This window comes from Streptomyces sp. NPDC086549, assembly GCF_044746205.1.
Lineage (GTDB): Bacteria > Actinomycetota > Actinomycetes > Streptomycetales > Streptomycetaceae > Streptomyces.
Window position 1 is genome coordinate 248371 of record NZ_JBIVBS010000013.1, and the last position, 24539, is coordinate 272909.

The following is a 24539-nucleotide window of genomic DNA, read 5'->3' on the forward strand; positions in this document are numbered from 1 at the left end:
CGCCCTGGTCGTCACACGCCGGTGGAGCCCGTCGTAAGGATCACGTTGCGCAGGGGCTCCCGGTTCACGAAGCGGTGCAACTGGTCCACCAGCAGCCGCTTGGCCCGCGGCAGGAAGGCCGAGGTGGGCCCGCCGACATGCGGGGTGATCAGCACACCGGGCGCCTGCCACAAGGGATGTCCCGGGGGCAGCGGCTCCGGATCGGTGACGTCCAGGGCCGCGGTGATCCGCCCGGTCTCCAGCTCCGTGAGCAGCGCCTTGGTGTCGACGACGGGCCCGCGGGCGATGTTGACGAGCAGCGCTCCGTCCTTCATCAGCGTGAGGAAGTCGGCGTTGACCAGGCCCCGCGTGGTCTCCGTGAGTGGGGTGGACAGGATGACGACGTCCGCCTCCGGGAGCAGCTTGGGCAGTTCGGTGAGCGGATGCACCGGTCCGCGCGCCGTGGTGCGCTCAGAGCGCGCGACGCGCGCCACCCGCGCCACCTCGAAGGGCGTGAGCCGGTCCTCGATGGCGGAGCCGATGGCGCCGTAGCCGACGATGAGGACGGACTTGTCGGCGAGGGCCGGCCGGAACTCCCCCTGCCATGTGTCCTGCTGCTGCTCCCTGACGAACTGCGGGATGCCGCGCAGGGAGGCGAGGGTCAGGGTGAGCGCGAGCTCGGCCGTGCTCGCCTCGTGCACACCGCGCGCGTTGCAGAGCCGTACGCCCGGCACGATGCACGACTGCCGCGCGGTGATGTCGTCGACTCCGGCCGTGAGGGTCTGGATGACCTGGAGGTTCCGCATCTGCTCCAGGGGGCGCACCTTCACCGGCTGTCGCTTCATGTACGGCACCACGTACACGACGCACTCCCCGGGATCGCCGGGAAACTCCTGCTGCCCGTCCTCACCCCCGTCCCAGAACAGGTAGTGGAGCCCCTCGGGAAGCCCCTCGATGTCCGCCGGCGGAATGGGAAGCCACACGTCTGCAGTCATGCTCAGGAGGCTATGTCAGGAGTGCGTGTGCACAGAGGTTAGGTTGGGGTGGCAGGAGAGGGAGGTTCACGAGCAGGTGGAGCGCAGGACGATCGGCGCGGGGGCACTCGCGGTGGGGGCCGTCGGACTTGGATGCATGCCGATGAGCTGGGCGTACAGCGGGTCACGGCAGCGGGGCGACGAGTCGCTGAGGGCCGCGCACCGGGCGCTGGACCTGGGCTCGACGCTCCTGGACACAGCCGACATGTACGGCCCGTTCACAAATGAACTGCTGCTCGGCCGGGTGCTGAAGGAACGACGCGAGGACGCCTTCGTGTCGACGAAGGTCGGCCTGCTCGTCGGCGAGCAGCACATCGTGGCGAACGGCCGCCCGGGGTATGTGAGGCGGGCGTGCGACGCGTCGCTCAGGCGCCTCCAGACGGACGTGATCGACCTTTACCAGCTGCACCGTGCCGATCCGGAGGTCCCGGTCGAGGAGACGTGGGGCGCGATGGCGGAACTGGTGCAGGCCGGAAAGGTGCGTGCGCTGGGGTTGTGCGCGGTGGGCGCGCGCGGCGGGCGCCGCTCGGGCACCCGTCTGCACGACGCCACGCTCCGCCAGTTGAGGCGGGTGCAGCAGGTCTTCCCGGTGAGCGCGGTGCAGGCCGAGCTGTCGGTGTGGTCGCCGGAGGCCCTGGAGTCCCTGCTCCCCTGGTGCGCGGCGCGGGGCGTCGGCTTCCTGGCGGCGATGCCGCTGGGCAACGGCTTCCTGACCGGCACCCTGACCCCGGGCGAGGGCTTCGAACCCGATGACGTGCGTGCCCGCCATCCCCGCTTCACGGCCGACATGATGGCCGCCAACCAGCCCGTCGTCGCCGGCCTGCGCCGCGTGGCCCGCCGGCACGGCGCGGAGGTCACTCCCGCCCAGGTGGCGCTGGCCTGGGTACTGGCGCAGGGCCGCCACGTGGTCCCGGTGCCCGGCACCAAACAGGAACGCTGGGCCACGGAGAACGCCGCCGCGACCGACGTGCACCTGACCGCGGAAGACCTGATGGAACTGGCCCAGCTGCCGCCCGCGCAGGGCTCCTGGGACTGAGACCGGTCCCAGGGCCTGCCGGGCGGGCTCCGGCCCCGCACGGTGACCGGCGGGCCGGATTCGGTGCCGGGGATCGGGAACCCGGGTGGCGCGAGCGGTGTATGACAGGGAGAAGACGCCGCCGGACCGCCGTGTCGAAGGGACCTGATCGTGCAACGTCGAGCTGTGACGGCCGGATTGGCCACGGCCGCACTCCTGCTGACGGCCGGCTGCTCCTCGGGCGGAGGAGGCTCACCGTTCGGGGGCGGGGGCACGGCGTCGAAGGGGACGGCGGCCAGTGCCTCCCCCTCCGGGCGGGCGAGCGGCGCGACCCCGCCCGCGAAGGGCTCGGTCGAGGTGCTGCGCACGGTCACCGACGGCCTGAGGACCCCGTGGGGCCTGGCTCCCCTGCCGGACGGCGCCCTGCTCGTCTCCTCGCGCGACGACGGGACGATCACCCGGGTCGACGAGAAGACGGGCGGGCGGACCGAGCTGGGCAAGGTCTCCGGGGTGTCCCCGGCGGGCGAGGGCGGCCTCCTCGGCATCGCCCTCTCCCCCGGCTACGCCTCGGACCACATGATCTACGCGTACTTCACCTCGGCCTCGGACAACCGCATCGTCCGCATGCTGTACGACGAGCGAAAGCCCGCCGGTGAACAGCTTGGCGCGCCGGACACGATCTTCAAGGGCATCCCCAAGGGCCGCATCCACAATGGCGGCCGGATCGCGTTCGGCCCGGACGGCATGCTCTACGCCGGCACGGGCGAGAGCGGCCGACGGGGCCTGGCCCAGGACAAGGAGTCCCTGGGCGGCAAGATCCTGCGCATGACCCCGGAGGGCGAGCCGGCCCCGGGCAACCCGTTCCCCGACTCCCCCGTGTACAGCTACGGCCACCGCAATGTGCAGGGGCTCGCCTGGGACGACAGACAGCGGCTGTTCGCCTCGGAGTTCGGCCAGGACACCTGGGACGAGCTGAACGCGATCAAGCCCGGCGACAACTACGGCTGGCCGGAGGCCGAGGGCAGGTCGTCCGACCCCGCCTACCACAACCCGATAGCCCAGTGGCACACCGACGAGGCCTCCCCCAGCGGCATCGCCCATGTCGACGGGGTCATCTGGATGGCCGCTCTGAAGGGGCAACGCCTGTGGCGCATCCCCCTTGACGGCACGGCGGCCTCGGCGGCCCCCCAGGACTTCCTCACCGGCCGGTACGGCCGGCTGCGCACGGTGGTCGCGGCGGGCGGCGACAAGGTCTGGCTGGTCACCAGTAACACCGACGGCCGGGGCACACCGAAGAAGGGCGACGACCGGATCCTGGAGCTGGAGGTGCACTGACAGCCGGCCTACTCCTCCACCTCCGCCTCTCCCTCTGTCTCGGACTCGGACTCGGACTCGGACTCGGACTCGGACTCGGACTCGGACTCGTCCGAGGGTTTGGGCCGGCGCACGACGACCTTCCCGGATGCGAGGTCTATCGGCCCGCGCCCGGGATCGTTGTCCCCGACGTCCTCCCGGGTCAGCTCAAGCCTGTTCCGCTCCTCGTCCGTGTGCTTACGGCCCGGTGCGAACAGTTCCTCGAAGATGTTGAACACAGCGCCTCCCCCATGCCGGTTTTCAGCGGTGCCGGACTCACCCCGCCGTCGCGGCGGGGTGCGGGCCGGACGGAAACAGCCCCAGTCGATGGGCCACCGCCGCCGCCTCGCCCCTTCCTGAGACGCCGAGCTTGCCCAGGATGTTCGATACGTGGACGCTCGCGGTCTTCGGGGAGATGAAGAGTTCCTCGGCGATCTGGCGGTTGGTGCGGCCGACGGAGACCAGGCGGAGCACGTCGCGTTCCCGGCTGGTGAGGCCGAGGGCCTCGACGGGGTCGGCGGGCGCCTGTCGCGCGGCGCAGGTCAGGGGCAGGCGGGCGCGCTGGGCGAGGAGTGCCGCGGAGTCGGCGAGCGGGCGGGCGCCGAGGTGGCCGGCGACGGCACGGGCGAGGCGCAGCAGTTCCGCGGCGCGGTCGCGCTCGTCGTCGCCCCCCTCGGACAGGAGGGCCTGGGCGAGGCGGTGGCGGACGCGGGCGAGGTCGTAGGGGCGTTCCAGTGCCTCGAAGGCGGTGACCACCTCCGACCAGGTGTCCGGGGTGTCCGTGCCCTCGGCGCGGCGGAGTTCGGCGCGGACCCACTCGTCATGAGCGAGCCAGACGGGTGCGCCGGTGGTGAGGGTCCGGGCGGCCTCGCGGATGCGTTCGAGGGCTTCGGCGCGGCCCGCTTGCGCGGCGGGCAGGACGCGGGCGTCCGCCTCCGCGGTGGCGGCGGCCAGGAGCAGGGGCCAGGCACAGTGGTGTGTGCCGGGCGGGATGCCGCAGTCCAGGGCCCGTTCGAGCTCGGCGCGCGCGTCGAGCAGGTGGCCCTCCGCGGCGGCCACTCCGACGGCTGTGCGGGCCAGCGGCAGCCACTGCTGGGGCATGGGATCGTGGGTGCCGAAGTATCGGCGGGCGGCGGCGAGTTGGCGGGCGGCCTCGGCCAGGTCGCCACGGCCCAGGGCGAGGTGGGCCAGGCACATGGCGGCCGTGCCCAGGGGTTTGGCGCTCGGCCCCCGGCGTGCCGCGTTGGCCGCGGCCCGGGCGGCCTCCTCCCAGCGGCCGAGGGAGTACAGCGACTCGCAGAAGTTGGCCCAGACCCAGGCCTCGGAGCCCAGCAGACCGAACTTCTGGGTGAAGCGGGTGCCTTCCTCCAGGATGGGGGCGGCTTCCCGGGAGCGGCCGACCGCTTGGAGCTTGGAGGGGAGGTTCACATAGGCACGGCCGGCGACGTAGGGGAAGCCCTCCTGGAGGGATCGCTCCTTGGCCCGGTACAGCTCGGCGAGGCCTGCCTCGACCGCGCCCGAGTCGACCATCAGGCTGCCTCGGGTGACGCGCGCGTTCAGCTCGATCTCGCGGGCGTCGACCATGCGCGCGTACTCCACGGCCCGTTCGGCGGCGGCGAGAGCCTCGGGTCCCGGCTCGTGCAGCATCGACCAGTTGGCGACGCTGCCCAGCACCTCGGCGTGCACCTCGGAGGGCGGCAGGCCTCGCAGCAGTTCCTCGGCGGTGGCCAGTTCCTGCCGTCCGTCGCCTCGGCCCTGTGCCTGGACCAGGCTGGAGCACTGGGTCCAGAACCAGGCGGCGCGCAGGGGGTCGCCCTCGTCCTCCAGCAGGCGCAGCGCCCTCTTGGTGATCTTCAGGGCGCGTTCGCGTTCCCCGCACAGCCGTCCCGCGACGGCGGCCTCCGCCATCAGGTCGAGGTAGCGCAGGGGGGTGGTGGCGGGGTCGCAGCCGCAGGCGGGGCAGTCGGTGTAGTCGGCGGGGCGCAGTGCGGCCCGTACCTCCTCGGGGGCGTTGTCCCACAGCTCCATTGCCCGTTCCAGGAGCCGTAGTTGCTCGCTGTAGGCGTGTCGGCGGCGGGCGACGACGGAGGCGTCCAGGACGGCGGGGAGGGCCTTGGCTGGGTCGTGGGCGTGGTACCAGTAGCTGGCCTGGCGCATCTGGCGTTCGTCGGCGGGGACGAGCGTCGGGTCGGCTTCGAGGGCTTCGGCATAGCGGCGGTTGAGACGGGAGCGTTCGCCGGGCAGCAGGTCGTCGGCGACGGCCTCGCGGACCAGGGAGTGACGGAAGCGGTAGCCGTCGCCGCCGGGTGCGGCGGTGAGGATGTTGGCGTTCACGGCGGCCCGCAGCGCCTCGATGAGGTCGTCCTCGGCGAGCCGGGCGACGGCGGCGAGCAGCCGGTACTCGACGGTGGAGCCGCCCTCGGCGACGATCCGGGCGACCCGCTGGGTGGTCTCGGGCAGTGCCTCGACGCGCACGAGGAGCAGGTCGCGCAGGGAGTCGGTGAGTCCCGTGCAACAGCCCTCGTGGGTGGCGACGGCGAGCTCCTCGACGAAGAAGGCGTTGCCGTCGGAGCGTTCGAAGATCTCGTCGACCCAGGCGGGGTCCGGTTCGGTGGCGCGGATGCCGGCGATCTGGCAGCCGACCTCCGCACGGTTGAAGCGGGCGAGTTCGACGCGGCGGACGGTGCGCAGCCGGTCGAGTTCGGCGAGCAGGGGGCGCAGCGGGTGGCGGCGGTGGATGTCGTCGGAGCGGTAGGTGGCGAGGACGACCAGGCGGCCGGTGCGCAGGGTGCGCAGGAGGTAGGAGAGGAGGTGGCGGGTGGAGGCGTCGGCCCAGTGGAGGTCCTCCAGGGCGACGACGACCGTGCGGTCGGCGGCGACCCGTTCCAGCAGGCGGGCGGTGAGTTCGAAGAGGCGGGCCATGCCCTCCTCGTCGTGCCGGCCGGTGGTCCGGGTGGGCGCGGCTTCGTCCAGTTCGGGCAGGAGCCGGGCCAGTTCCTCCTCCTGTCCGGCGGCCGCGGCGGCGAGTTCGCCGGGCAGGGCGCGGCGCAGGGCGCGCAGCGCGGTGGAGAAGGGGGCGAACGGCAGTCCGTCGGCGCCGATCTCCACACAGCCGCCGAGCGCCACGACGGCGCCCCGACGGCAAGCGGCGGTGGCGAACTCCTCGACGAGGCGGGTCTTGCCGACGCCCGCCTCGCCGCCGACCACCAATGCCTGCGGCTCGCCCGCGGCGGCACGGGCGAGCGCGTCGTTCAGCGTGTCCAACTCGTCGGCGCGGCCGACGAAGACGGGACTGACGGACCTGGTCTCCACGAGTCCGAGCATCGCACGGGGCTCGGACGGTACGGCATCGGTTTTCCACAGCCCCAGGGGATTCGTCGTACCGGCGAGTCCGCCGGCGCTCATGCGGCGCGGGCGAGTCGGTGCCGGTGGGGGCGGTCGGTATGGGCTTCGGTCGCGGCCCGGCGGGCCTGCTCCGCGTGGCGGGCGGCGCGGCGGCCCCGTACCACCTCGCGGGCCAGGCGGTCGAGCTCCGCCTGGCGGCGCAGTTCGGCGGAACGGATGCGGTGGAGTTCGTACGCGAACATGGTGTGTCCCCTGAGAGTTCGGGAGTCGGGTTTCGGGCTTCGCTTTCCGCGATGCCTCCACCTTCGTCTCCCAGGGGGGTGTGCCACATCGGGAGAGTTCCGCATCTTCGGGCGGGTGACGGGCCCTTGACGCGCGTAAGGGGTCTTAGGGCGTCCGTAAGGTACTTACGGACGCCCTAAGACCCCTTGTGATCTGCGGTGATTCAGCTCGTGGAGGGCAGCGCGAGGAGTGCGTCGGAGTACTTGAGGACGGCCAGCAGCAGGCCGATGACGCCGAGCGAGAGGCCCGCCCAGGCGACCGACTTGATCCAGGGTGCCTGCGGCCTGCCGGGGGCGCCGAACGCGGGCCGGGCCAGGACGACGACGCCGGTTATCAGCGCGGTCAGCGCGAACAGCCCGGCCCACAGCGCGGTGGTGTGCCAGGCGTCGCCGTACACCTCCTTGACCTGCTTGGCGACGCTCGCGGTGGACGAGGTCTGGAGCTGGCCGACCAGGGTCTCGCGGGCGGCGGCCACGGTGCCGATCCAGCCGCCGCTGAGCGAGACGAGGCCCAGTGCGGCGGAGACGACGGCGGCGGCGCCCTGTCCGACACCGGAGGGGCCCTGAGCCTCGGCCTCAGCTTCAGCCTCGGCTTCGGCTTCGGCCTCGTCCGTCTCCTCGGACTCCGTCTCCTCGGTCTCCGTCACCGAGGAGTCCGTCACCGAGGAGTCCGTCACCTCGGTCTCCGTCGCCTCGTCGATCTTCGCGTCGTCGCTCTTCGCCTCGGTGCCGGTCCCGGCGCCGTCAACTGTCTTCATTCCCATGCCCCGCACCGTACGGACGCTGTCTGAGAGGTCTCTTAATGATCGTCGTGGGCGGTACGCGCGCGTGCCGCACGCCACTCGGGTGCCAGCACCGACCACACCTCGATGTCGTGCCGGACGCCCCGGTGGAGGCGGCACTCGCGGAGCACCGCGTCCCGTGTCATCCCCAGCCGCCGGGCGACGTTGATGCTCGGCCGGTTGGCGGAGGCCGCGTACCACTCCACACGGTGGATGCCGCGCACGTCGACCGCCCAGTCGATGAGCACCGTGACGGCGCGGGTGACCAGGCCCCGCCCGGCCGCGGCGGGCTCCAGCCAGCAGCCGACCTCGCAGGTGCCCTGCACGGCGTCGAACGTCCGGAACAGCACCCCGCCGACCAACTCCCCGTCCAGCCAGATCCCGTGCAGTCCGCCGCTGTCGGCGGCTCGCTTGTCGGCGTACGAGGTGAGCAGGGCCCGCGCGGACTCGACGTCGGTCTCGCGCGCGCCGAAGCCGATGTACTGCCCGATGAACTCCCGCCCCCGGTCTAGGTGCGCGAGGAACTCCCCGGCGTGCCAGGACTCCAGGGGACGCAGTTCCGCTCCGTCGTCACCCAGGGATATCGCGTACATCCTGCCGCCGCTCCTTCGTCAGTTCCTCCACGGCCTCGGTGAGCCTCTCATGCGCGGCGCGGCACTCGGGCGGTTCGATGCTGAGCCGTGGCATACGGCGGTCCAGCCAGCCCGGCAGCCACCAGTTGGCCCCGCCGAGCAGATGCATCAGGGCGGGCACGAGCAGGGTGCGCAGGACGAAGGCGTCCAGGGCGACCGCGGAGGCCAGGGCGATGCCGAACATGGCGATCACGCGGTCGCCGCTGAGTACGAAGGCGAGGAAGACCGAGATCATGATGACCGCGGCGGAGTTGATCACCCGGCTGGTCTCGGCGAGTCCGACGCGGACGGCCCGCCGGTTGTCGCCGGTCTCCAGCCACTCCTCGTACATCCGGCTGACCAGGAAGACCTGGTAGTCCATGGAGAGTCCGAAGAGGACCGACACCATGATCACGGGGAGGAACGGCTCGATGGGGCCGGCGCGGCCGAGGCCGAGGAGTTCGCTGCCCCAGCCCCACTGGAAGACCGCGACGACGACGCCGAAGGCGGCGGCGACGGCGGCGATGTTCATGGCGGCAGCCTTCAGCGGGATGCCGAGCGACCGGAAGGCGAGCAGGAGCAGCAGGCAGCCGAGCCCGATGACGACTCCGACGAACAGCGGCAGCTTGCCGACGATCACGGCGGCGAAGTCGTCGTAGCCGGCCGTCACTCCGCCGACGTACAGGTCGAGCGAGGTGCCGGTCTCCGCGCGCGGGAGGACCTCGGCGCGCAGCCGGTCGACGAGGTCGCTGGTCCGCTGCGACTGGGGCGCGGAGTCGGGGACGACGGTCAGCCAGGCTGTGTCGCCCCCGGTGTCGTACCTCACCGGTGTCGCCGACGCGACGCCCGCGGTGTCGCGCAGGGTGGTGTCGAGGTTGTCCAGGGCGAGCCTGTCCGCGGCGCCGTCGACCCGGGTCACCAGGGTCAGCGGGCCGTTCACACCGGGGCCGAAGCCCTCGGCGAGGAGGTCGTACGCCTGCCGTGTGGTCGACGTCCTGGGGTCGTTGCCCTGGTCGGAGGTGCCGAGGCGGAGGGAGAGCGTGGGCAGCGCGAGGAGCGCGATGACGGCCACGGCGACGGAGCCGAGGAGCTTGGGATGACGTTCGACGAACGCGGACCAGCGGGCGGCGAAGCCGGTCGGCAGCTCCGGCTGCGGCCCGTGCTCGGCCAGTCGGCGCCGTTCGCGGCGGCTGAGGGCGCGCGGTCCGATCCAGGACAGCAGTGCGGGCAGCAGGGTCACCGAGGCGGCGACGGTGAGCACGACGGTCGACGAGGCGGCGACGGCGACGCCGTTGAGGAAGCCCAGCCGCAGGATCAGCATGCCCAGTAGGGCGATGCAGACGGTGGCGCCGGCGAACACGACCGCGCGTCCGGTGGTGGCGACGGCGTTGGTGGCGGCCTCGGCGACGGTGAGGCCGCGTTTCAGGCCGCGCCGGTGTCTGGTCACGATGAACAGCGCGTAGTCGATGCCGACGCCGAGCCCGACGAGCATGCCGAGCATGGGCGCGAAGTCGGCGACCGTCATGGCGTGCCCGAGCAGCACGATCGCGGCGTACGCGGTGCCGACGCTCACCAGCGCGGTGGCGATGGGCAGCAGCGAGGCGACGAGCGAGCCGAAGGCGAGGAACAGCACGACGGCGGCGACGACCACGCCGACCGTCTCAGCGACGTGCCCGCTCGACGACTCGGTGAGCCCGATGGCGCTGCCGCCCAGCTCCACCTGGAGGCCGTCGGTCTCCGCGGACTTGGCGGCGCGCACGACGGCCTGTGCCTCGGACTTCGTGATGTCCTCGGCCGGCCGGCCGAAGGTGACGGTGGCGTACGCCGTATGTCCGTCACGGCTGATCCGGCGGCCTGCCGAAGTGTCGTAGGGGCCGGTCACGGACGACACCCCGGGCAGGTCGGCGATCTCGTCCAGCGTGCGGCTCATCGTCTGCTCGACGTCGGAGGCGCGGACCGTGCCGGAGGTGGTGTGCCAGACGACGGTGTCGGTGTCGCCGCCGAGGCCCGGGAACCCGTCCCTCAGCAGCTGGGTGGCGCGGCCCGACTCGGTGCCGGGGACCTCGTAGTCGTTCGAGTACGCGGAGCCGGTGACGGCGGCGGCCGCGGTGACGCCGCCGAAGGCGAGGAGCCACAGCAGGACGGCTACCAGGCGGTGCCGGACACACCAACGTGCAAGGGCTGCCACGGACATGCTCCCAGGTGACGATTTGTGGATCTTTGACCGGGAGAGATCGTCCAGGTACTGAACAGCCCGCAAAGAACGTATGAGCAGAAAGAACGTATGAGCAATCGCAGGACACTCTTGCAGGCGAAAGTGACCGTTCGCCGCCTTCGCGGGGTTGTCCACAAGAGTGGGAGACACGTCACAGGACAGTCCGGTGAACTCTGGCGCCGCGACGGGTACTTCAGTCGAACTGGTCTCCGAGCGCCATGATCATCGTCCCGACGATCAGCAGCCACAGGGCCCGGCGGGTACGGCCCCGGGAGCCCAGGACCGCGGCGAACGCGCACACCGCGGCTCCGAACGCGTAGGCGGCCGGGACGAGGGCAGGGGCCGAGCCGGTGAGGCGCATCAACGACGCGGCGAGGCCCGCGAGGGTCAGCAGGGCTCCGGTGCCGGTCGCCGTCCAGCGGGCCCGGCGCGCGTCCTCGGCGGGGTCGTCCCCGTCGTCGTCCACGTCGTCCGTGTCGTTCACGTCGTTCACGTCTTTCGCCCCGGCCGTCTCGGGTCGCGTGTCGGAATCGGTGCGTCCACTCATGGCGGGCGAGCGTAGTACCTGCACCTGAGAAATCCGGGTGTGGGACGCGGGGACAGCTGTTAGCGTCCCGCCGTCCGCAGTCCCGGCAGCCGGCACATCGCCGCCGACCGAAGCAGGTGCATTGTTTGAAGGTCCGACCGAGCTCCTACGCATACCTTTTCCCTACGAAGGACTCAAGGAGCCCGTTCACCGATGTCCGACACCATGTCCAACGCCACATCCAGGACCTCGAACGACCCTCTGGCTGACCGCCTGACCCACCCCCGTCACCCGCGCAGCGACCGCTACGACGTCCGCTGGGCCATCGAGAACCAGATGGGCCCGCACGCCCTGTGGCTGCTGGAGTGGCTGGCCCCCGCCCTCGGCCTGGAGGAGCTGCGCCCCGGGGCGCGCGTCCTCGACCTCGGCTGCGGCCGCGCCATGACCTCCGTCTTCCTCGCGAAGGAGTACGGCGTCCAGGTCGTCGCCGCCGACCTGTGGGTGAAACCCGACGACAACGCCGCGCGCGTCGCCGAGGCCGGCGTCGCCGACCGCGTGCTGCCCGTGTTCGCCGAGGCACACGATCTGCCCTTCGGCGAGGGGACGTTCGACGCGATCGTCTCCGTCGACGCGTACCAGTACTTCGGCACGAACGACCTGTATCTGCCCACGCTGACCCGGCTGCTGAAGCCCGGCGGGCGGATCGGTGCCGTCGTACCGGCACTTCGGGAGGAGCCGGAGGGCACGGAGCCGCCGGCGCATCTCAAGCCTTGGTGGGAGCCGGACTTCTGGTGCTTCCACTCCCCCGGCTGGTGGCGGCGCCACTGGACGCGCAGCGGGGCCGTCGAGGTCGAGGCGGCCGACTGGCAGCCGGACGGCTGGCGGGACTGGCTGCTGTGGTGCGACGTGGTCGCCGAGGAGAGCCCGGAGGAGTTCCACCGCACCATGGCCCGCCGGGTCGGCGAGATGGTGCGGGCGGACGAGGGCCGCGCGCTGGGCTTCGTACGGGTCGTGGGCCGCCGTAAGTAGCCGTACGGCCCCGGAGGCGATGCCTCCGGGGCCGTACCGCGCGTCCGCTCAGCCCTCGCTGACGCCCAGCTGCTCCAGGATCAGCTCCTTGACGCGGGCCGCGTCGGCCTGGCCGCGCGTGGCCTTCATGACCGCGCCGACCAGGGCACCGACCGCGGCCACCTTGCCGCCGCGGATCTTGTCGGCGATGCCCGGGTTGCCGGCGATGGCCTCCTCGACGGCGGCCGTCAGCGCGCCCTCGTCGGAGACGACCTTCAGACCGCGCTTCTCGACGACCTCGTCCGGGGTGCCCTCGCCCGCGAGGACGCCCTCGATGACCTGGCGGGCCAGCTTGTCGTTCAGGTCACCGGAAGAGACCAGCTGCGCGACCCGGGCGACCTGCTCGGGCGTGATGGCCAGCTCGTCCAGCGCCTTGCCCGACTCGTTGGCGCTGCGCGCCAGTTCGCCCATCCACCACTTGCGGGCGGAGGCCGCGTCGGCACCGGCCTCGATCGTGGCCACGATCGGGTCCAGCGCGCCGGCGTTGAGGATCGCCTGCATGTCGGTGGCCGAGACGCCCCACTCCGCGAGCAGACGGGTGCGGCGGGCCAGCGGCATCTCCGGGAGCGCGGTCCGGATCTCCTCGACCCACTCACGGGACGGCGCCACCGGGACGAGGTCGGGCTCCGGGAAGTACCGGTAGTCCTCGGCCTCCTCCTTCACGCGGCCGGAGGTCGTCGACCCCGTGTCCTCGTGGAAGTGACGGGTCTCCTGGATGATCGTGCCGCCGGAGGAGAGCACGGCCGCGTGCCGCATGATCTCGAAGCGGGCCGCACGCTCCACGGAACGCAGCGAGTTGACGTTCTTCGTCTCGGAGCGCGTGCCGAACTTGTCGGCGTCCTTGGGCATCAGCGACAGGTTCACGTCGCAGCGCATCTGGCCCATCTCCATACGGGCCTCGGAGACGCCGAGCGCCTTGATGAGCTCGCGCAGCTCACGGACGTACGCCTTCGCCACCTCGGGGGCACGGTCGCCCGCGCCGACGATCGGCTTGGTGACGATCTCGATGAGCGGGATGCCGGCGCGGTTGTAGTCCAGCAGCGAGTGCTGCGCGCCGTGGATTCGGCCGGTGGCGCCGCCGACGTGCGTCGACTTGCCGGTGTCCTCCTCCATGTGGGCGCGCTCGATCTCCACGCGGAAGGTCTCGCCGTCCTCCAACTGCACGTCGAGGTAGCCGTTGAAGGCGATCGGCTCGTCGTACTGGGAGGTCTGGAAGTTCTTCGGCATGTCCGGATAGAAGTAGTTCTTCCGGGCGAAGCGGCACCACTCGGCGATCTCGCAGTGGAGCGCGAGACCGATCTTGATCGCGGACTCGACGCCGGTCGCGTTGACGACCGGGAGCGCGCCGGGCAGGCCGAGGCAGGTCGGGCAGGTCTGCGAGTTGGGCTCGGCGCCCAGCTCGGTCGAACACCCGCAGAACATCTTGGTCTTGGTGCCGAGTTCGACATGGACCTCAAGGCCCATGACGGGGTCGTACGACGCGAGCGCGTCCTCGTACGGCACCAGGTCGGTCGTGGTGGTCACGGTGAAACTTCCCTCTCAGCCCAGCAGGACGTCGTCGTCGCCCAGCCGCTTCAGTTCGCGGTACAGGATGGCGAGGCCGGTGACGATCGCGACCGCGGAGACGGTGGCGTCGATGAGCCGCAGCGTGTCGTGCTCGGCGCGGGCCTTCTTGATCTGCTTGGCGACACCGACCGCACCGAAGGCGGTGGTGGCCATCGACAGGTACGTACCGGACTTGGACTTCTTGAAGCCCTTGGCCTTCGACAGTGCCTTGCTCACAGCGACGGAGCCTCCTCCAGAAGCGGGTGCCCCCACTTTTCCACGAAGGCGGCCTCGACGGCGGCGCCGACCTTGTAAAGGCGGTCGTCCTTCAGCGCCGGGGCGATGATCTGCAGGCCGACCGGGAGGTTGTCCTCCGGGGCGAGACCGCAGGGAAGTGACATGGCCGCGTTGCCCGCCAGGTTGGTCGGGATGGTGCACAGGTCGGCCAGGTACATCGCCATCGGGTCGTCGGCGCGCTCGCCGATCGCGAAGGCCGTGGTCGGGGTCGTCGGGGAGACGATCACGTCGACCTGCTCGAAGGCCTTCTCGAAGTCCCGCGTGATGAGCGTGCGGACCTTCTGGGCGGAGCCGTAGTACGCGTCGTAGTAGCCGGAGCTGAGCGCGTACGTGCCGAGGATGATGCGGCGCTTGACCTCGGGACCGAAGCCCGCCTCACGGGTGAGCGAGGTGACCTCCTCGGCCGAGTGGGAGCCGTCGTCGCCCGTACGCAGGCCGTAGCGCAGGCCGTCGAAGCGGGCGAGGTTGGACGAGCACTCGGACGGGGCGATCAGGTAGTACGCCGACAGCGCCAGGTCGAAGGACGGGCAGTCCAGCTCGACGATCTCGGCGCCCAGCTCCTTCAGCAGTTCGACGGACTCGTCGAAGCGCTGGATGACGCCGGCCTGGTAGCCCTCGCCGCGGAACTGCTTGACGACACCGACCCGCATGCCCTGGACGCTGCCGTTGCGGGCGGCCTCGACGACCGGCGGGACCGGGGCGTCGATGGAGGTGGAGTCGAGCGGGTCGTGCCCGGCGATCACCTCGTGCAGGAGCGCCGCGTCCAGGACCGTACGGGCGCAGGGACCGCCCTGGTCGAGGGAGGACGAGAAGGCGACCATGCCGAAGCGGGAGACCGCGCCGTACGTCGGCTTCACGCCGACCGTGCCGGTGACGGCGGCCGGCTGGCGGATGGAGCCGCCGGTGTCGGTGCCGATGGCCAGCGGGGCCTGGAAGGAGGCGAGGGCGGCGGAGGAGCCGCCGCCGGAGCCGCCGGGGATCTTGGTGAGGTCCCACGGGTTGCCGGTCGGCCCGTACGCGCTGTTCTCGGTGGAGGACCCCATGGCGAACTCGTCCATGTTGGTCTTGCCGAGGATGACGACGTCGGCGGCCTTCAGGCGCTTGGTGAGCGTCGCGTCGTACGGCGGGATCCAGCCCTCGAGGATCTTCGAACCGACGGTGGTCGGAACGCCCTCGGTGGTGAAGATGTCCTTGAGCGCGAGGGGAACGCCGGCCAGCGGACCGAGCTTCTCCCCCCGTGCCCGCTTCTCGTCGACGGCACGGGCCTGCGCCAGGGCGCCCTCTCGGTCGACGTGCAGGAAGGCGTGCACCTTCTCGTCGACGGCCTCGATCCGGGCGAGGTGGGCCTCGGTGACCTGGACGGCCGTGAGCTCGCCGGAGGCGATCTTCTCGGCGGTCTCGGCGGCCGTGAGCTTGATGATGTTGACGTTGTCCGTCATGGGTCAGTCCTCCCCCAGGATCTGCGGCACCTTGAAACGCTGCTGCTCCTGGGCCGGGGCGCCGGAGAGCGCCTGCTCGGGGGTGAGCGAGGGACGGACCTCGTCCGCGCGCATGACGTTCGTCAGCGGGAGCGGGTGAGAGGTCGGCGGTACGTCTTGGTCGGCGACCTCGCTGACGCGTGCGACCGCGCCGATGATGTCGTCCAGCTGGCCTGCGAAGTGTTCGAGTTCTTCGGGCTTCAGCTCCAGACGCGCCAGCCGGGCGAGGTGGGCGACCTCCTCGCGCGTGATGCCAGGCATGCAGCGATCCTCTGGGGTGAGTGTGTGTGGTTAGGGCCCAATCCTATGGGTCGGGCCCCGGTAGCCGTGAAACGGTTTGCCGGGGCCCCTCCGACAGCACTCCGTCAGCGCTGCCTCGCGGCCCAGACCTCGCTCCTCAGGAAGTGGTTGTCGTACAGCTCCTGCACGTCCAGGAGGCTCTCCGGGGGGATCTCTCCGAGGGCGATGCGCTGCAGGTGGCGGAAGTACTCGAAGCGCTCGACGCCCGGCGTGATGACGATGAGCAGGTCGGCGTCGGCGCCGGGTACGGCGGCGAAGGCGTGCGGCTTGCCGGGCGGGACGATGACGAGATCACCGGGGCCGGCGGTGACGACCTCCTCGCCGGAGAGGATCTCAGCGGCTCCGTCGAGCAGGAAGAACATCTCGGCGGAGTTGTCGTGCCAGTGCGGCTTGGCGCCGTCGGCGCCCGCCGTGAGGGTGACGCGCTGGGTGGACAGGGCGCCGCCCGTCCGGCTGCTGTCGGCCAGCAGGCGCATGGTGGTGGGCGCGCGGCCGACGACCTCGGCCTCGGCCTCGCGGACGATCACGGACTCGTCGAACTTCGGAACGAACAGCGACATCTCGAAACCCCCTGGTGACGGTGGTGCCGTGGTCAGACGTGGTGACGGTGGTGCCGTGGTCAGACGAGGAAGAGCAGCGCGGCGCTGATCAGTACAACGACCGCGGTGGCGAAGTGGATCCCGAAGGCGACGGCCTTCGTACCACCGTTGCGCAGGACTATCAGCGTGTCGCCGAGCGGGACCAGAGCCACGCAGACCATGAACCAGGCCTCGGCCCGCGCCCCGACGAAGGCCAGCAGCGCCAGGCCGAGCAGGCCGTAGACGCCGTCCTTGAGGCCCTTGATCGTCAGGTAGGGACCGGCGTCGCCGTCCGGCCGGGCGGGGAGGCCGTAGCCGGTGGCGGCGGATGCGGGCTGGAACAGGAACCGGTACCCGAGGAACACGCAGAACAGATCGAGCACGACGGCCAGGGTGTAGGCGGTGACGGTCATGACATCTCCCCTTGCTAGCAGCGCTAGGAACAAGAGTGAAACTAGCAGAGCGTCGACAGAAATGCTAGCGACGCTAGAATCGAGGTCATGGCGATCCAGACGCGCCGGGAGCGCGAACGAGCGGAACGCGAGCGGCTGATCGTGACGGCCGCACGGGAGCTGGCCGAGGCGGAGGGCTGGGACGCGGTGACCACACGCCGGCTGGCCGCCGAGATCGAGTACAGCCAGCCGGTCCTCTACAGCCACTTCAAGGGCAAGGACGCGATCATGGCCGCGGTCGCGGTACAGGGCTGCGCGGACCTGGCGGTGGAGCTGCGGGAGGCGCGTACGGCGGCCGAGGGCACACGGGAGTCATTGGCGGCGGTCGGCGAGGCGTACACAGACTTCGCCCGGCGCCGGCCCGCCCTCTACGACGCGATGTTCACCCACCTCGTGGACCTGCCGTTCGCCACGGAGGAGGCACCCGCACCGCTACGGGAGGCGTTCGGTGAACTGCTCCTCGCGGTCGAGCCGATCGCGGCGGAGGGCGAGAACCCCGGCTTCCTCACGGAAACCTACTGGGCGAGCCTGCACGGCCTGGCGACCCTGATGCGCAGCGGCCGCCTCCCGAAGGAGGCCCACGCCGACCGCCTGTCCCTGCTGACGGCCCGCTTCACGGCGTGCGCGACCTGAGGGACGACCCGTGGCCGCCGACATCGAGGGGGGAACGAACCGTCACTCCCCCGCCGGCAAGGCGGCCCGCGGCCGCTGCCACCCGCGAGAGCCCCGCGCCCGCAGCCACGCCGTCGTCTCCTCCGGCGGCATCGCGGCGGCGACCAGCCACCCCTGCACAGCGTCACACCCGAGGTCCCGCAGCCGCTCCCAGGTCTCGTCGTCCTCGACCCCCTCGGCGACGACCAACAACCCGAGGGAGTGGGCGAGGTCGACCGTGCACCGCACGATCTCCGCGTCCTCCGTGTCCACGGCCAGCCGGGCCACGAACGACCGGTCGATCTTCAGCTCGCTCACCGGCAGCCGGCGCAGATGCACCAGCGACGAGTACCCGGTGCCGAAGTCGTCCAGGGACATCTTCACGCCGTGCCCGGTCAGCCCGGCCAGGGTGTCGGCGGCCCGCTGCGGGTCCTCCAGCAGCACGTGCTCCGTTATCTCCAGTTGGAGCGCTCCCGCCGGAACCCCGTGCCGGGCAAGGCGTGCGGCCACCGAGCCCGCGAAGCCGGGCGTGTGGACGTCACGCGGGGAGACGTTGACCGCGACCGGCACCCGCAGGCCCTGGGCGCGCCACTTGGCGACCTGCCCGAGCGCCGTCTCCAGGACGTACTCGGTCAGATGGGGCATCAGTCCCGAGGACTCGGCGATCGCTATGAACTCGTCCGGCGGCACCTTCCCGCGCTCGGGATGCACCCAGCGCACCAGGGCCTCCAGCCCAGCGACCTGTCCGTCGAAGCGGACCTTGGGCTGGTAGTGCAGCTGGACCTCGTGCGCGTCCAGGGCCCGGCGCAGATCGGCGAGCAGCCCGAGCCGGTCCGGGGTGTTGGAGTCCCGCTTCGACTCGTACACCTCGACACCCGTACGGTCCCGCTTCGCCTGGTACATCGCCACGTCCGCCCGGCGCAGCAACCCCTCGGCGTCCAGGGCGTGGTCGGGGAAGACGGCGACGCCCGCGCTGGCCTCCAGGACGAGCGTGAGCCCGTCGAGGTCGAGCGGGGAACTGAGGGCGGCGACGAGATTGCGGGCGACCCGGGTCGCCGACGTCGTGGAGTCGGCGACGGGCAGTAACACGGCGAACTCGTCACCGCCGAGCCGGGCGGCCTCCGCGCCGCGCGGCAGCGCCAGCCGCAGCCGGTCGGCTATCTGCAGCAGCAGCCGGTCGCCGGCGAGATGACCGAGGGTGTCGTTGACCGAGCGGAAGCGGTCGAGGTCGATGAGCATCAGGGCGGCCCGCGCGCCGATGCGTTCGGCGTCGTCGAGGGCGGTCCAGATCCGTTCCAGGAGCCACTGCCGGTTGGGCAGCCCGGTCAGCGGGTCGCGCAACTGCTCCTCCGCCCGGGCCCGGGCTATCCACAGGGTGGAGTCGAGGGCGATGAGGGGGATGGAGAACAGCGGGAGCAGGACCGGCTGGGCCTCGGCGACCACACAGACCAGGGGCGCGATGCCGAGCAGCGCGACCGCGACCAGGCCTTGTCTGATCAGGGCGGTGCGGGCGACGGTGGGCAGTCCACCGCCGCGCGGGGCGTGCAGGTACCACAGCAGGGTGCGGGTGACCGCGAGGTAGGCGGCCGCCACGAGTACGACCTCGGGAGCGGTGGTGACGGTCCAGTTGTGGGGGTTCCAGGGCTTCTCGACGCTCGGTACGCGGCCGAAGGCGCCCAGGACCAGGGCGCCGGCGCCGATGCCGAGGATGTCCACCGCGCCCTGCAGCACGCCCTGGCGCCAGCGGTTGCGGCGGGCTGCGCCGACCAGGACGACGACGGTCAGGCTGACCATTCCGGCGGGCACCCAGCCGTACAGCAGGAGCACGGCGAGGGTGAGGGCGGCGCCGGAGCCGGTGCCGCCCCACCAGCGGGAGCGGCCGAGCATGACCAGGTGGCCGACGATGATGCCGGTCAGCACGGCCAGCGACCAGCCGACCGCGCCGGACGGGAAGAGGGCGTGGTTCCCGGTGAAGGCGCGGAGGAAGCCTGCGCCCAGTGCGAACCCGGCGGCCGCGACGACGGCGGCGGGCAGCGCGGGCCAGGACAGGTGCCGTTCGTGGTCACTGCCCGGGAGTGCGGGGGCGGCCTCGATGGCCAGGGGTATGGGGACACGCGGGTCCGTCACGCTGCGCGGTGCGGCGGCGCGGACCTCCGCGCCCGTCCGTGCCGCGGCCCGCGCCGGCCACCGGTTCCCCCGCCATGCGCCCACCCTGCGGCGCAGGCGCAGCCATGAGTCCGGGGCGGCGCTCTCGGTCGGTTCCATTCCCGTCCCTCTCACAGCCGGCGGTGCCCACGCCACGCGGTCCGCTGCCCGACGACCATCAACGGCTTCGCGTTGGAAAACCCTTCCCCGTGCTCACCATGAGCACGGGGATGCCCCAACCGCAGCTGGGCACGGCAGGCGCACATCTCAACAGTAGGCCGCAGAAGGCTTCCACGGGCAGCGGTCGTCTACGGTTGCCCGAATGCGCCCCGGCCACCCGTATGCATCTGATATGCGCCGATCGGGTGGCCTTCAACCGCTACTCCCCGGTCGGAAGGGCGACTTCGGCCGCGGCTTCCGGTCCCTGCTCCAACAGGACGCCGAAGCCGTCCTCGTTCAGAACGGGCACCTTGAGCTGCATGGCCTTGTCGTACTTCGATCCGGGATTCTCACCCACGACGACAAAGGACGTCTTCTTCGACACCGAACCGGTCACTTTCGCTCCGCGGCTCTGCAGCGCCTCCTTGGCGCCGTCGCGGGTGAAGTTCTCCAGCGTGCCGGTGACGACGACGGTAAGCCCTTCCAGGGGACGGGGTCCTTCGTCCTCTCCGGAAGCCTCGTCCTCCAGCCGGACTCCAGCGGCCTTCCACTTGCGGATGATCTCCCGGTGCCACTCCTCGGCGAACCACTCCTTGACCGCGGCGGCCACGATCGGGCCGACGCCGTCGGTGTTCTTCAGTTCCTCCTCGGTGGCCTCTTCGATGCGGTCGATGGAGCGGAAGGCGCGGGCGAGCGCCTCGGCCGCGACCGGGCCGACGTGCCGGATGGACAGTCCGTTGATGAAGCGCGCCAACGGGCGCTGCCTGGCCGCCTCGATGTTCTCCAGCAGGGCGAGGGTGTTCTTCTTCGGCTCGCCCTTCTGGTTGGCGAAGACGGTGACGACCTTCTCCTCGCCCGTCCTGGGGTCCCGCTTGGGCAGTCCGCTGTCCGGGTCGAGGACGTACGCCTTGATGGGCAGCAGCCTCTCCACCGTCAGGTCGAACAGGTCGCCCTCGTCGGCCAGTGGCGGGTCGGCCGGCTCCAGCGGGCGGGTGAGGGCGGCCGCCGCCACCTCGCCGAAGTGCTCGATGTCCAGGCACTCGCGGCCCGCGAGATACGAGACGCGCTCCCTCAACTGGGCCGGGCAGGTACGGGCGTTGGGGCAGCGGAGGTCGATGTCGCCCTCCTTCATGGGCCGCAGGGGCGTCCCGCACTCGGGGCACTCGGCGGGCATCACGAACTCCCGCTCGCCGCCGTCGCGCAGATCGACGACCGGGCCGAGGATCTCCGGGATGACGTCGCCGGCCTTGCGGATCACCACCGTGTCACCGATGAGGACGCCCTTGGCCTTGACCACCTCCTGGTTGTGCAGGGTGGCGAACTCGACCTCGGAGCCGGCGACCGTGACCGGTTCGACCTGGGCGTACGGCGTGACGCGGCCGGTGCGGCCCACGCCGACCTTGATGTCGATCAGCTTGGTGTTGACCTCTTCGGGCGCGTACTTGTACGCGATCGCCCAGCGCGGTGCGCGGGCCGTGGAGCCGAGGCGGCCCTGGAGGCGGATCTCGTCGAGCTTGACGACCACGCCGTCGATCTCGTGCTCCACGGAGTGGCGGTTCTCGCCGTAGTACGCGATGAACTCCCGTACGCCGTCGAGGTCGTCGACCACCCTGTTGTGCGTGGAGGTGGGCAGACCCCAGGTCTTCAGCAGGTCGTAGGCCTGGGAGAGACGGGTGAGGCCCTCGTACCCCGCCAGGGCGCCGATGCCGTGGACGACCATGTGCAGCGGGCGGGTCGCGGTGACGCGCGGGTCCTTCTGACGCAGCGAACCGGCCGCCGCGTTGCGCGGGTTGGCGAAGGGCTTGTCACCGGCCGCGACCAGGCGCTCGTTGAGTTCGAGGAACTTCTCCATCGGGAAGTAGACCTCGCCGCGGACCTCCACGAGGTCGGGGACGTGGTCGCCCGTCAGCCGGTCCGGGATCTCCGCGATCGTACGGACGTTGGGCGTGATGTCCTCGCCCGTGCGGCCGTCGCCCCGCGTCGCCGCGCGGGTGAGACGGCCGTGCTCATAGGTGAGGTTGACGGCGAGGCCGTCGACCTTGAGCTCGCACAGGAAGTGGTAGTCGGAGGTGCCGACGTCCTTGGCGACGCGCTCGGCCCAGGCGGCCAGTTCCTCGTCGTTGAAGGCGTTGTCCAGGGAGAGCATGCGCTCGCGGTGCTCGACGGAAGTGAATTCGGTCTCGTACGCTCCCGCGACCTTCTGGGTCGGCGAGTCGGGCGTGCGCAGCCCGGGATACTCCTCCTCCAGCGCCTCAAGGGCGCGCAGGAGCTTGTCGAACTCCGCGTCGCTGATGACGGGAGCGTCCTTCACGTAGTACCGGAAGCGGTGCTCCTCGATCTGCTCAGCGAGCAGCGCGTGCTTCTCCCGTGCCTCGGCGGGCACCGTCGTCTCCGCTTGCTTGTCGCCGGCCACCGTGTTGTCCTCCCGTTACTCTGGGTTGTCCGCGAGGGATCTCGCCGCCCGGGCGCAATGGGCGAGTGCCTGGCGCGCGTACGCGGGGGAAGCGCCCGCGAGTCCGCACGACGGCGTGACCGTGACCGCCTCCGCGAGAAGCCCCGGATGCAGCCCCAGCCTGCGCCACAGCGTCCTGACACCCATGACGCTACCGGCAGGGTCTGACAACGGTGCATCCGTGCCGGGCACCACACCGGCGAACAGCCGCGTGCCGCCTTCCACGGCCTCGCCGATCGCGTCGTCGTCACGCTCGGTGAGGAGAGAGAAGTCGAAGGAGACCGCGGCGGCGCCCGCGCGGCGGAGCAGCGCGAACGGCACGTCCGGGGCGCAGGAGTGGACCACGACCGGCCCGTCGCCGTGCACCGCGACGAGATCCCGGAGGGTGGCCTCGACGACCTGCCGGTCCACCGCCCGGTGGGTCCGGTAGCCGCTGGCGCTCTTCACCTGACCACGCAGCACGGCGGTGAGCGAGGGCTCGTCGAGCTGCAGGACGAGCTGCGCGCCGGGAACGCGGCGGCGCACCTCGGCCAGGTGCAGGCGCAGTCCCTCGGCGAGGGAGGCGGCGAGGTCGCGGCAGGCGCCGGGGTCGGAGAGGGCGGCCTCGCCGTTCTTCAGTTCGAGGGCGGCGGCCAGCGTCCACGGCCCGACCGCCTGCACCTTCAGCGGCCCCGCGTACTCCTGGGTGAACTCCTCAAGGGCGTCGAGGTCCTCGCCCAGCCAGGACCGGGCCCGTTTGGTGTCCCGGCCGGGCCGGTCCCCGATCCGCCAGCCGCTCGGCTCCACGCGCGCGTACAGCTCGACGAGCATCCCGGCCGTGCGACCGATCATGTCCGCGCCGGGGCCGCGGGCCGGCAGCTCGGGCAGGAACGGGAAGTCCTCGAAGGACCCGGTGACGGTCTTGGCGGCTTCCCGGGCGTCCCCACCGGGCATGGACCCGACGCCGGTGGCGGCACCGAACCTGAACTGGCTGTCATCGCTCACCCCGGAAGCCTATGCCTCCGGCGGTTCAGCCGAATTGGGGGCGCCGTCCGGTGCCTCGTACCCGGCGTCCGCGCGGGCCGCTGCTGGGGGCTGCCGCCCCCAGACCCCCGCTTCGGCCTGGACGGCCTCGTCCTCGAACGCCGGACGGGCTGGATGTTGCCGGCCGATACCCGGTCACGACAGCCGGTACACCCCGTGCCGTTCCAGGAAGGCGAGCAGCCGGGCCGGATCGGCGACCTCGAGGTTGTTGCGGAAGCGGCCGCGTTCCCAGGCCATGTCGGTCTGCCCGTGGTAGCTGCCGCTGCCGATGAAGTCGCCGTAGGCGTCCAGCAGGGCGACGGTCAGGCTGCCGTGGCAGCGGCAGATGTCGCCCGTGAAGTCGCCGGCCGTGGTCAGGGCGCGCAGCTCGGCGAGCGTGCCGTCGTCATAGATCTCGGCCAGGACGGGGCGCCGGGCGAGCGGCCCGGCGTAGTCCCCGCCGCGCAGGATCACCGCGGCCTCGGCGCGGTCCCAGACGTCGTCCAGCCAGACACGGATCTCGTCACCACCACGACCGCCGCGTCCTTCGGAGGTCACCGTGTCACCGCCCCGGCCGCACCGTCAGGTCGTTGACCTCCGCGTCGCCGGGCAGGTCGATGGCCATCAGGATCGTCGTCGCCACCGACTCCGGGTCGATCCACCGGCCCGGCTCGTAGTCCTTGCCCTCCTGCTGGTGGACCTTGGCCTGCATGGGGCTCGCGGTGCGGCCCGGGTAGACGGAGGTGACGCGGACGCCGTGGTCGTGCTCCTCCTGGCGGAGGGAGTCGGCCAGGGCCTTGAGGCCGTGCTTGGAGGCGGCGTACGCGGACCAGCCCGCGGCGGCGTTGAGGCCCGCGCCGGAGTTCACGAAGACCACATGGCCGCGGGCGGCGCGGAGCTGCGGCAGGAAGTGCCGGGTCAGCTCGGCGGGCGCGATCAGGTTGACGTTGAGCTGGTGACGCCAGGCCTTGGGGGTCAGCTCGCCGACCTGGCCCAGGTCGACGACCCCGGCGATGTGCAGCAGCGAGTCCACGCGGTCCGGGAGCGCCTGGTGGGAGAAGGCCCAGGAGAGCTTGTCCGGGTCGGAGAGGTCGCCGACCAGGGTGCGGGCCCCGGGGAACTCCGCCGCCAGTTCCTTCGCGCGGCCCGCGTCGCGCGCGTGCAGCACGAGTTCGTCCCCGCGCGCGTGCAGGCGGCGAGCGACGGCGGCGCCGATGCCGGAACCCGCCCCGGTGATCACATGAGTAGCCATGTCCGCCATGCTCGCATCA

General features: G+C 71.5%; 23 protein-coding genes. 4 read left to right on the forward strand and 19 right to left on the reverse strand.

Annotated elements, in window-relative coordinates; genetic code table 11:
• Nucleotides 1-11: 11 nt before the first annotated feature.
• Nucleotides 12-974 carry a 2-hydroxyacid dehydrogenase gene (locus tag ACIPSA_RS34490; protein WP_402641829.1) on the reverse strand — a complete coding sequence of 321 codons (963 nt, stop codon included), beginning with the start codon at nt 972-974 and terminating at the stop codon, nt 12-14.
• A gap of 76 nt (nt 975-1050) precedes the next feature.
• On the opposite strand from ACIPSA_RS34490, the gene ACIPSA_RS34495 reads away from it, so the two are divergent.
• Nucleotides 1051-2049, forward strand: a complete 999-nt coding sequence (locus ACIPSA_RS34495; RefSeq protein WP_402641831.1) for an aldo/keto reductase — start codon at nt 1051-1053, stop codon at nt 2047-2049.
• Between the two features lie 165 nt (nt 2050-2214).
• Complete coding sequence (locus ACIPSA_RS34500) at nt 2215-3363, forward strand: PQQ-dependent sugar dehydrogenase (RefSeq protein WP_402641834.1); 1149 nt, start codon at nt 2215-2217, stop codon at nt 3361-3363.
• Between the two features lie 8 nt (nt 3364-3371).
• On the opposite strand, the gene ACIPSA_RS34505 is transcribed toward ACIPSA_RS34500, so the two are convergent.
• From ACIPSA_RS34505 to ACIPSA_RS34535, 7 genes are all read right to left on the reverse strand, one after another.
• Nucleotides 3372-3620 (reverse strand): DUF6191 domain-containing protein, encoded by a 249-nt coding sequence (locus ACIPSA_RS34505; protein WP_402641837.1) that lies wholly within the window; start codon nt 3618-3620, stop codon nt 3372-3374.
• 37 nt (nt 3621-3657) lie between these two features.
• The gene (locus ACIPSA_RS34510; protein ID WP_402642058.1) at nt 3658-6705 is read right to left on the reverse strand and encodes an AAA family ATPase; all 3048 of its coding nucleotides are present in this window, start codon (nt 6703-6705) and stop codon (nt 3658-3660) included.
• A 77-nt stretch (nt 6706-6782) separates the two neighbouring features.
• Nucleotides 6783-6968: a hypothetical protein gene (locus ACIPSA_RS34515; RefSeq protein ID WP_402641840.1), complete on the reverse strand. Its 186-nt coding sequence runs from the start codon at nt 6966-6968 to the stop codon at nt 6783-6785.
• Between the two features lie 203 nt (nt 6969-7171).
• Nucleotides 7172-7771, reverse strand: a complete 600-nt coding sequence (locus ACIPSA_RS34520) for a hypothetical protein (protein WP_402641841.1) — start codon at nt 7769-7771, stop codon at nt 7172-7174.
• A 35-nt stretch (nt 7772-7806) separates the two neighbouring features.
• Entirely contained in the window at nt 7807-8382 is a 576-nt protein-coding gene (locus ACIPSA_RS34525; protein ID WP_402641844.1) for a GNAT family N-acetyltransferase, read from the reverse strand.
• On the reverse strand, nt 8360-10588 hold the full coding sequence (locus ACIPSA_RS34530; RefSeq protein WP_402641846.1) for an MMPL family transporter: 2229 nt from the start codon (nt 10586-10588) through the stop codon (nt 8360-8362). The genes ACIPSA_RS34525 and ACIPSA_RS34530 overlap by 23 nt, the downstream gene beginning before the upstream one ends.
• 220 nt (nt 10589-10808) lie before the next feature.
• Nucleotides 10809-11162, reverse strand: coding sequence for a hypothetical protein (locus ACIPSA_RS34535; RefSeq protein ID WP_402641848.1), 354 nt, complete (start codon nt 11160-11162; stop codon nt 10809-10811).
• Nucleotides 11163-11366: 204 nt separating this feature from the next.
• On the opposite strand from ACIPSA_RS34535, the gene ACIPSA_RS34540 reads away from it, so the two are divergent.
• The gene (locus tag ACIPSA_RS34540; protein WP_402642060.1) at nt 11367-12170 is read left to right on the forward strand and encodes an SAM-dependent methyltransferase; all 804 of its coding nucleotides are present in this window, start codon (nt 11367-11369) and stop codon (nt 12168-12170) included.
• A 48-nt stretch (nt 12171-12218) separates the two neighbouring features.
• Here the strand turns inward: ACIPSA_RS34540 and gatB are convergent, their stop codons facing one another.
• From gatB to ACIPSA_RS34570, 6 genes are all read right to left on the reverse strand, one after another.
• The gene (gene gatB, locus ACIPSA_RS34545; protein ID WP_402641851.1) at nt 12219-13733 is read right to left on the reverse strand and encodes an Asp-tRNA(Asn)/Glu-tRNA(Gln) amidotransferase subunit GatB; all 1515 of its coding nucleotides are present in this window, start codon (nt 13731-13733) and stop codon (nt 12219-12221) included.
• A 15-nt stretch (nt 13734-13748) separates the two neighbouring features.
• On the reverse strand, nt 13749-13991 hold the full coding sequence (locus ACIPSA_RS34550; protein ID WP_323377045.1) for a hypothetical protein: 243 nt from the start codon (nt 13989-13991) through the stop codon (nt 13749-13751).
• Entirely contained in the window at nt 13988-15490 is a 1503-nt protein-coding gene (gene gatA / locus ACIPSA_RS34555) for an Asp-tRNA(Asn)/Glu-tRNA(Gln) amidotransferase subunit GatA (protein WP_402641854.1), read from the reverse strand. The genes ACIPSA_RS34550 and gatA overlap by 4 nt, the downstream gene beginning before the upstream one ends.
• A 3-nt stretch (nt 15491-15493) precedes the next feature.
• Nucleotides 15494-15790: an Asp-tRNA(Asn)/Glu-tRNA(Gln) amidotransferase subunit GatC gene (gene gatC / locus ACIPSA_RS34560; RefSeq protein ID WP_007384860.1), complete on the reverse strand. Its 297-nt coding sequence runs from the start codon at nt 15788-15790 to the stop codon at nt 15494-15496.
• Between the two features lie 104 nt (nt 15791-15894).
• A complete protein-coding gene (locus tag ACIPSA_RS34565; protein ID WP_402641857.1) occupies nt 15895-16389 on the reverse strand; it encodes a cupin domain-containing protein in 495 nt (164 codons plus the stop codon).
• Nucleotides 16390-16448: 59 nt separating this feature from the next.
• Entirely contained in the window at nt 16449-16820 is a 372-nt protein-coding gene (locus ACIPSA_RS34570; protein ID WP_402641860.1) for a DUF4267 domain-containing protein, read from the reverse strand.
• An 87-nt stretch (nt 16821-16907) separates the two neighbouring features.
• On the opposite strand from ACIPSA_RS34570, the gene ACIPSA_RS34575 reads away from it, so the two are divergent.
• Nucleotides 16908-17492 carry a TetR/AcrR family transcriptional regulator gene (locus ACIPSA_RS34575; protein ID WP_402641863.1) on the forward strand — a complete coding sequence of 195 codons (585 nt, stop codon included), beginning with the start codon at nt 16908-16910 and terminating at the stop codon, nt 17490-17492.
• Between the two features lie 42 nt (nt 17493-17534).
• Here the strand turns inward: ACIPSA_RS34575 and ACIPSA_RS34580 are convergent, their stop codons facing one another.
• The 5 genes from ACIPSA_RS34580 to ACIPSA_RS34600 all read right to left on the reverse strand — a co-directional run bounded on the left by ACIPSA_RS34580 (nt 17535) and on the right by ACIPSA_RS34600 (nt 24529).
• The gene (locus tag ACIPSA_RS34580; protein ID WP_402641866.1) at nt 17535-19775 is read right to left on the reverse strand and encodes a putative bifunctional diguanylate cyclase/phosphodiesterase; all 2241 of its coding nucleotides are present in this window, start codon (nt 19773-19775) and stop codon (nt 17535-17537) included.
• 259 nt (nt 19776-20034) lie between these two features.
• Nucleotides 20035-22227, reverse strand: coding sequence for an NAD-dependent DNA ligase LigA (ligA, locus tag ACIPSA_RS34585; RefSeq protein ID WP_402641868.1), 2193 nt, complete (start codon nt 22225-22227; stop codon nt 20035-20037).
• Between the two features lie 15 nt (nt 22228-22242).
• A complete protein-coding gene (locus ACIPSA_RS34590) occupies nt 22243-23250 on the reverse strand; it encodes a methionine synthase (protein WP_402641871.1) in 1008 nt (335 codons plus the stop codon).
• Between the two features lie 174 nt (nt 23251-23424).
• Nucleotides 23425-23826 carry a hypothetical protein gene (locus ACIPSA_RS34595; RefSeq protein WP_402641874.1) on the reverse strand — a complete coding sequence of 134 codons (402 nt, stop codon included), beginning with the start codon at nt 23824-23826 and terminating at the stop codon, nt 23425-23427.
• 4 nt (nt 23827-23830) lie between these two features.
• Nucleotides 23831-24529, reverse strand: coding sequence for an SDR family oxidoreductase (locus tag ACIPSA_RS34600; RefSeq protein WP_402641876.1), 699 nt, complete (start codon nt 24527-24529; stop codon nt 23831-23833).
• Nucleotides 24530-24539 lie beyond the last annotated feature (10 nt).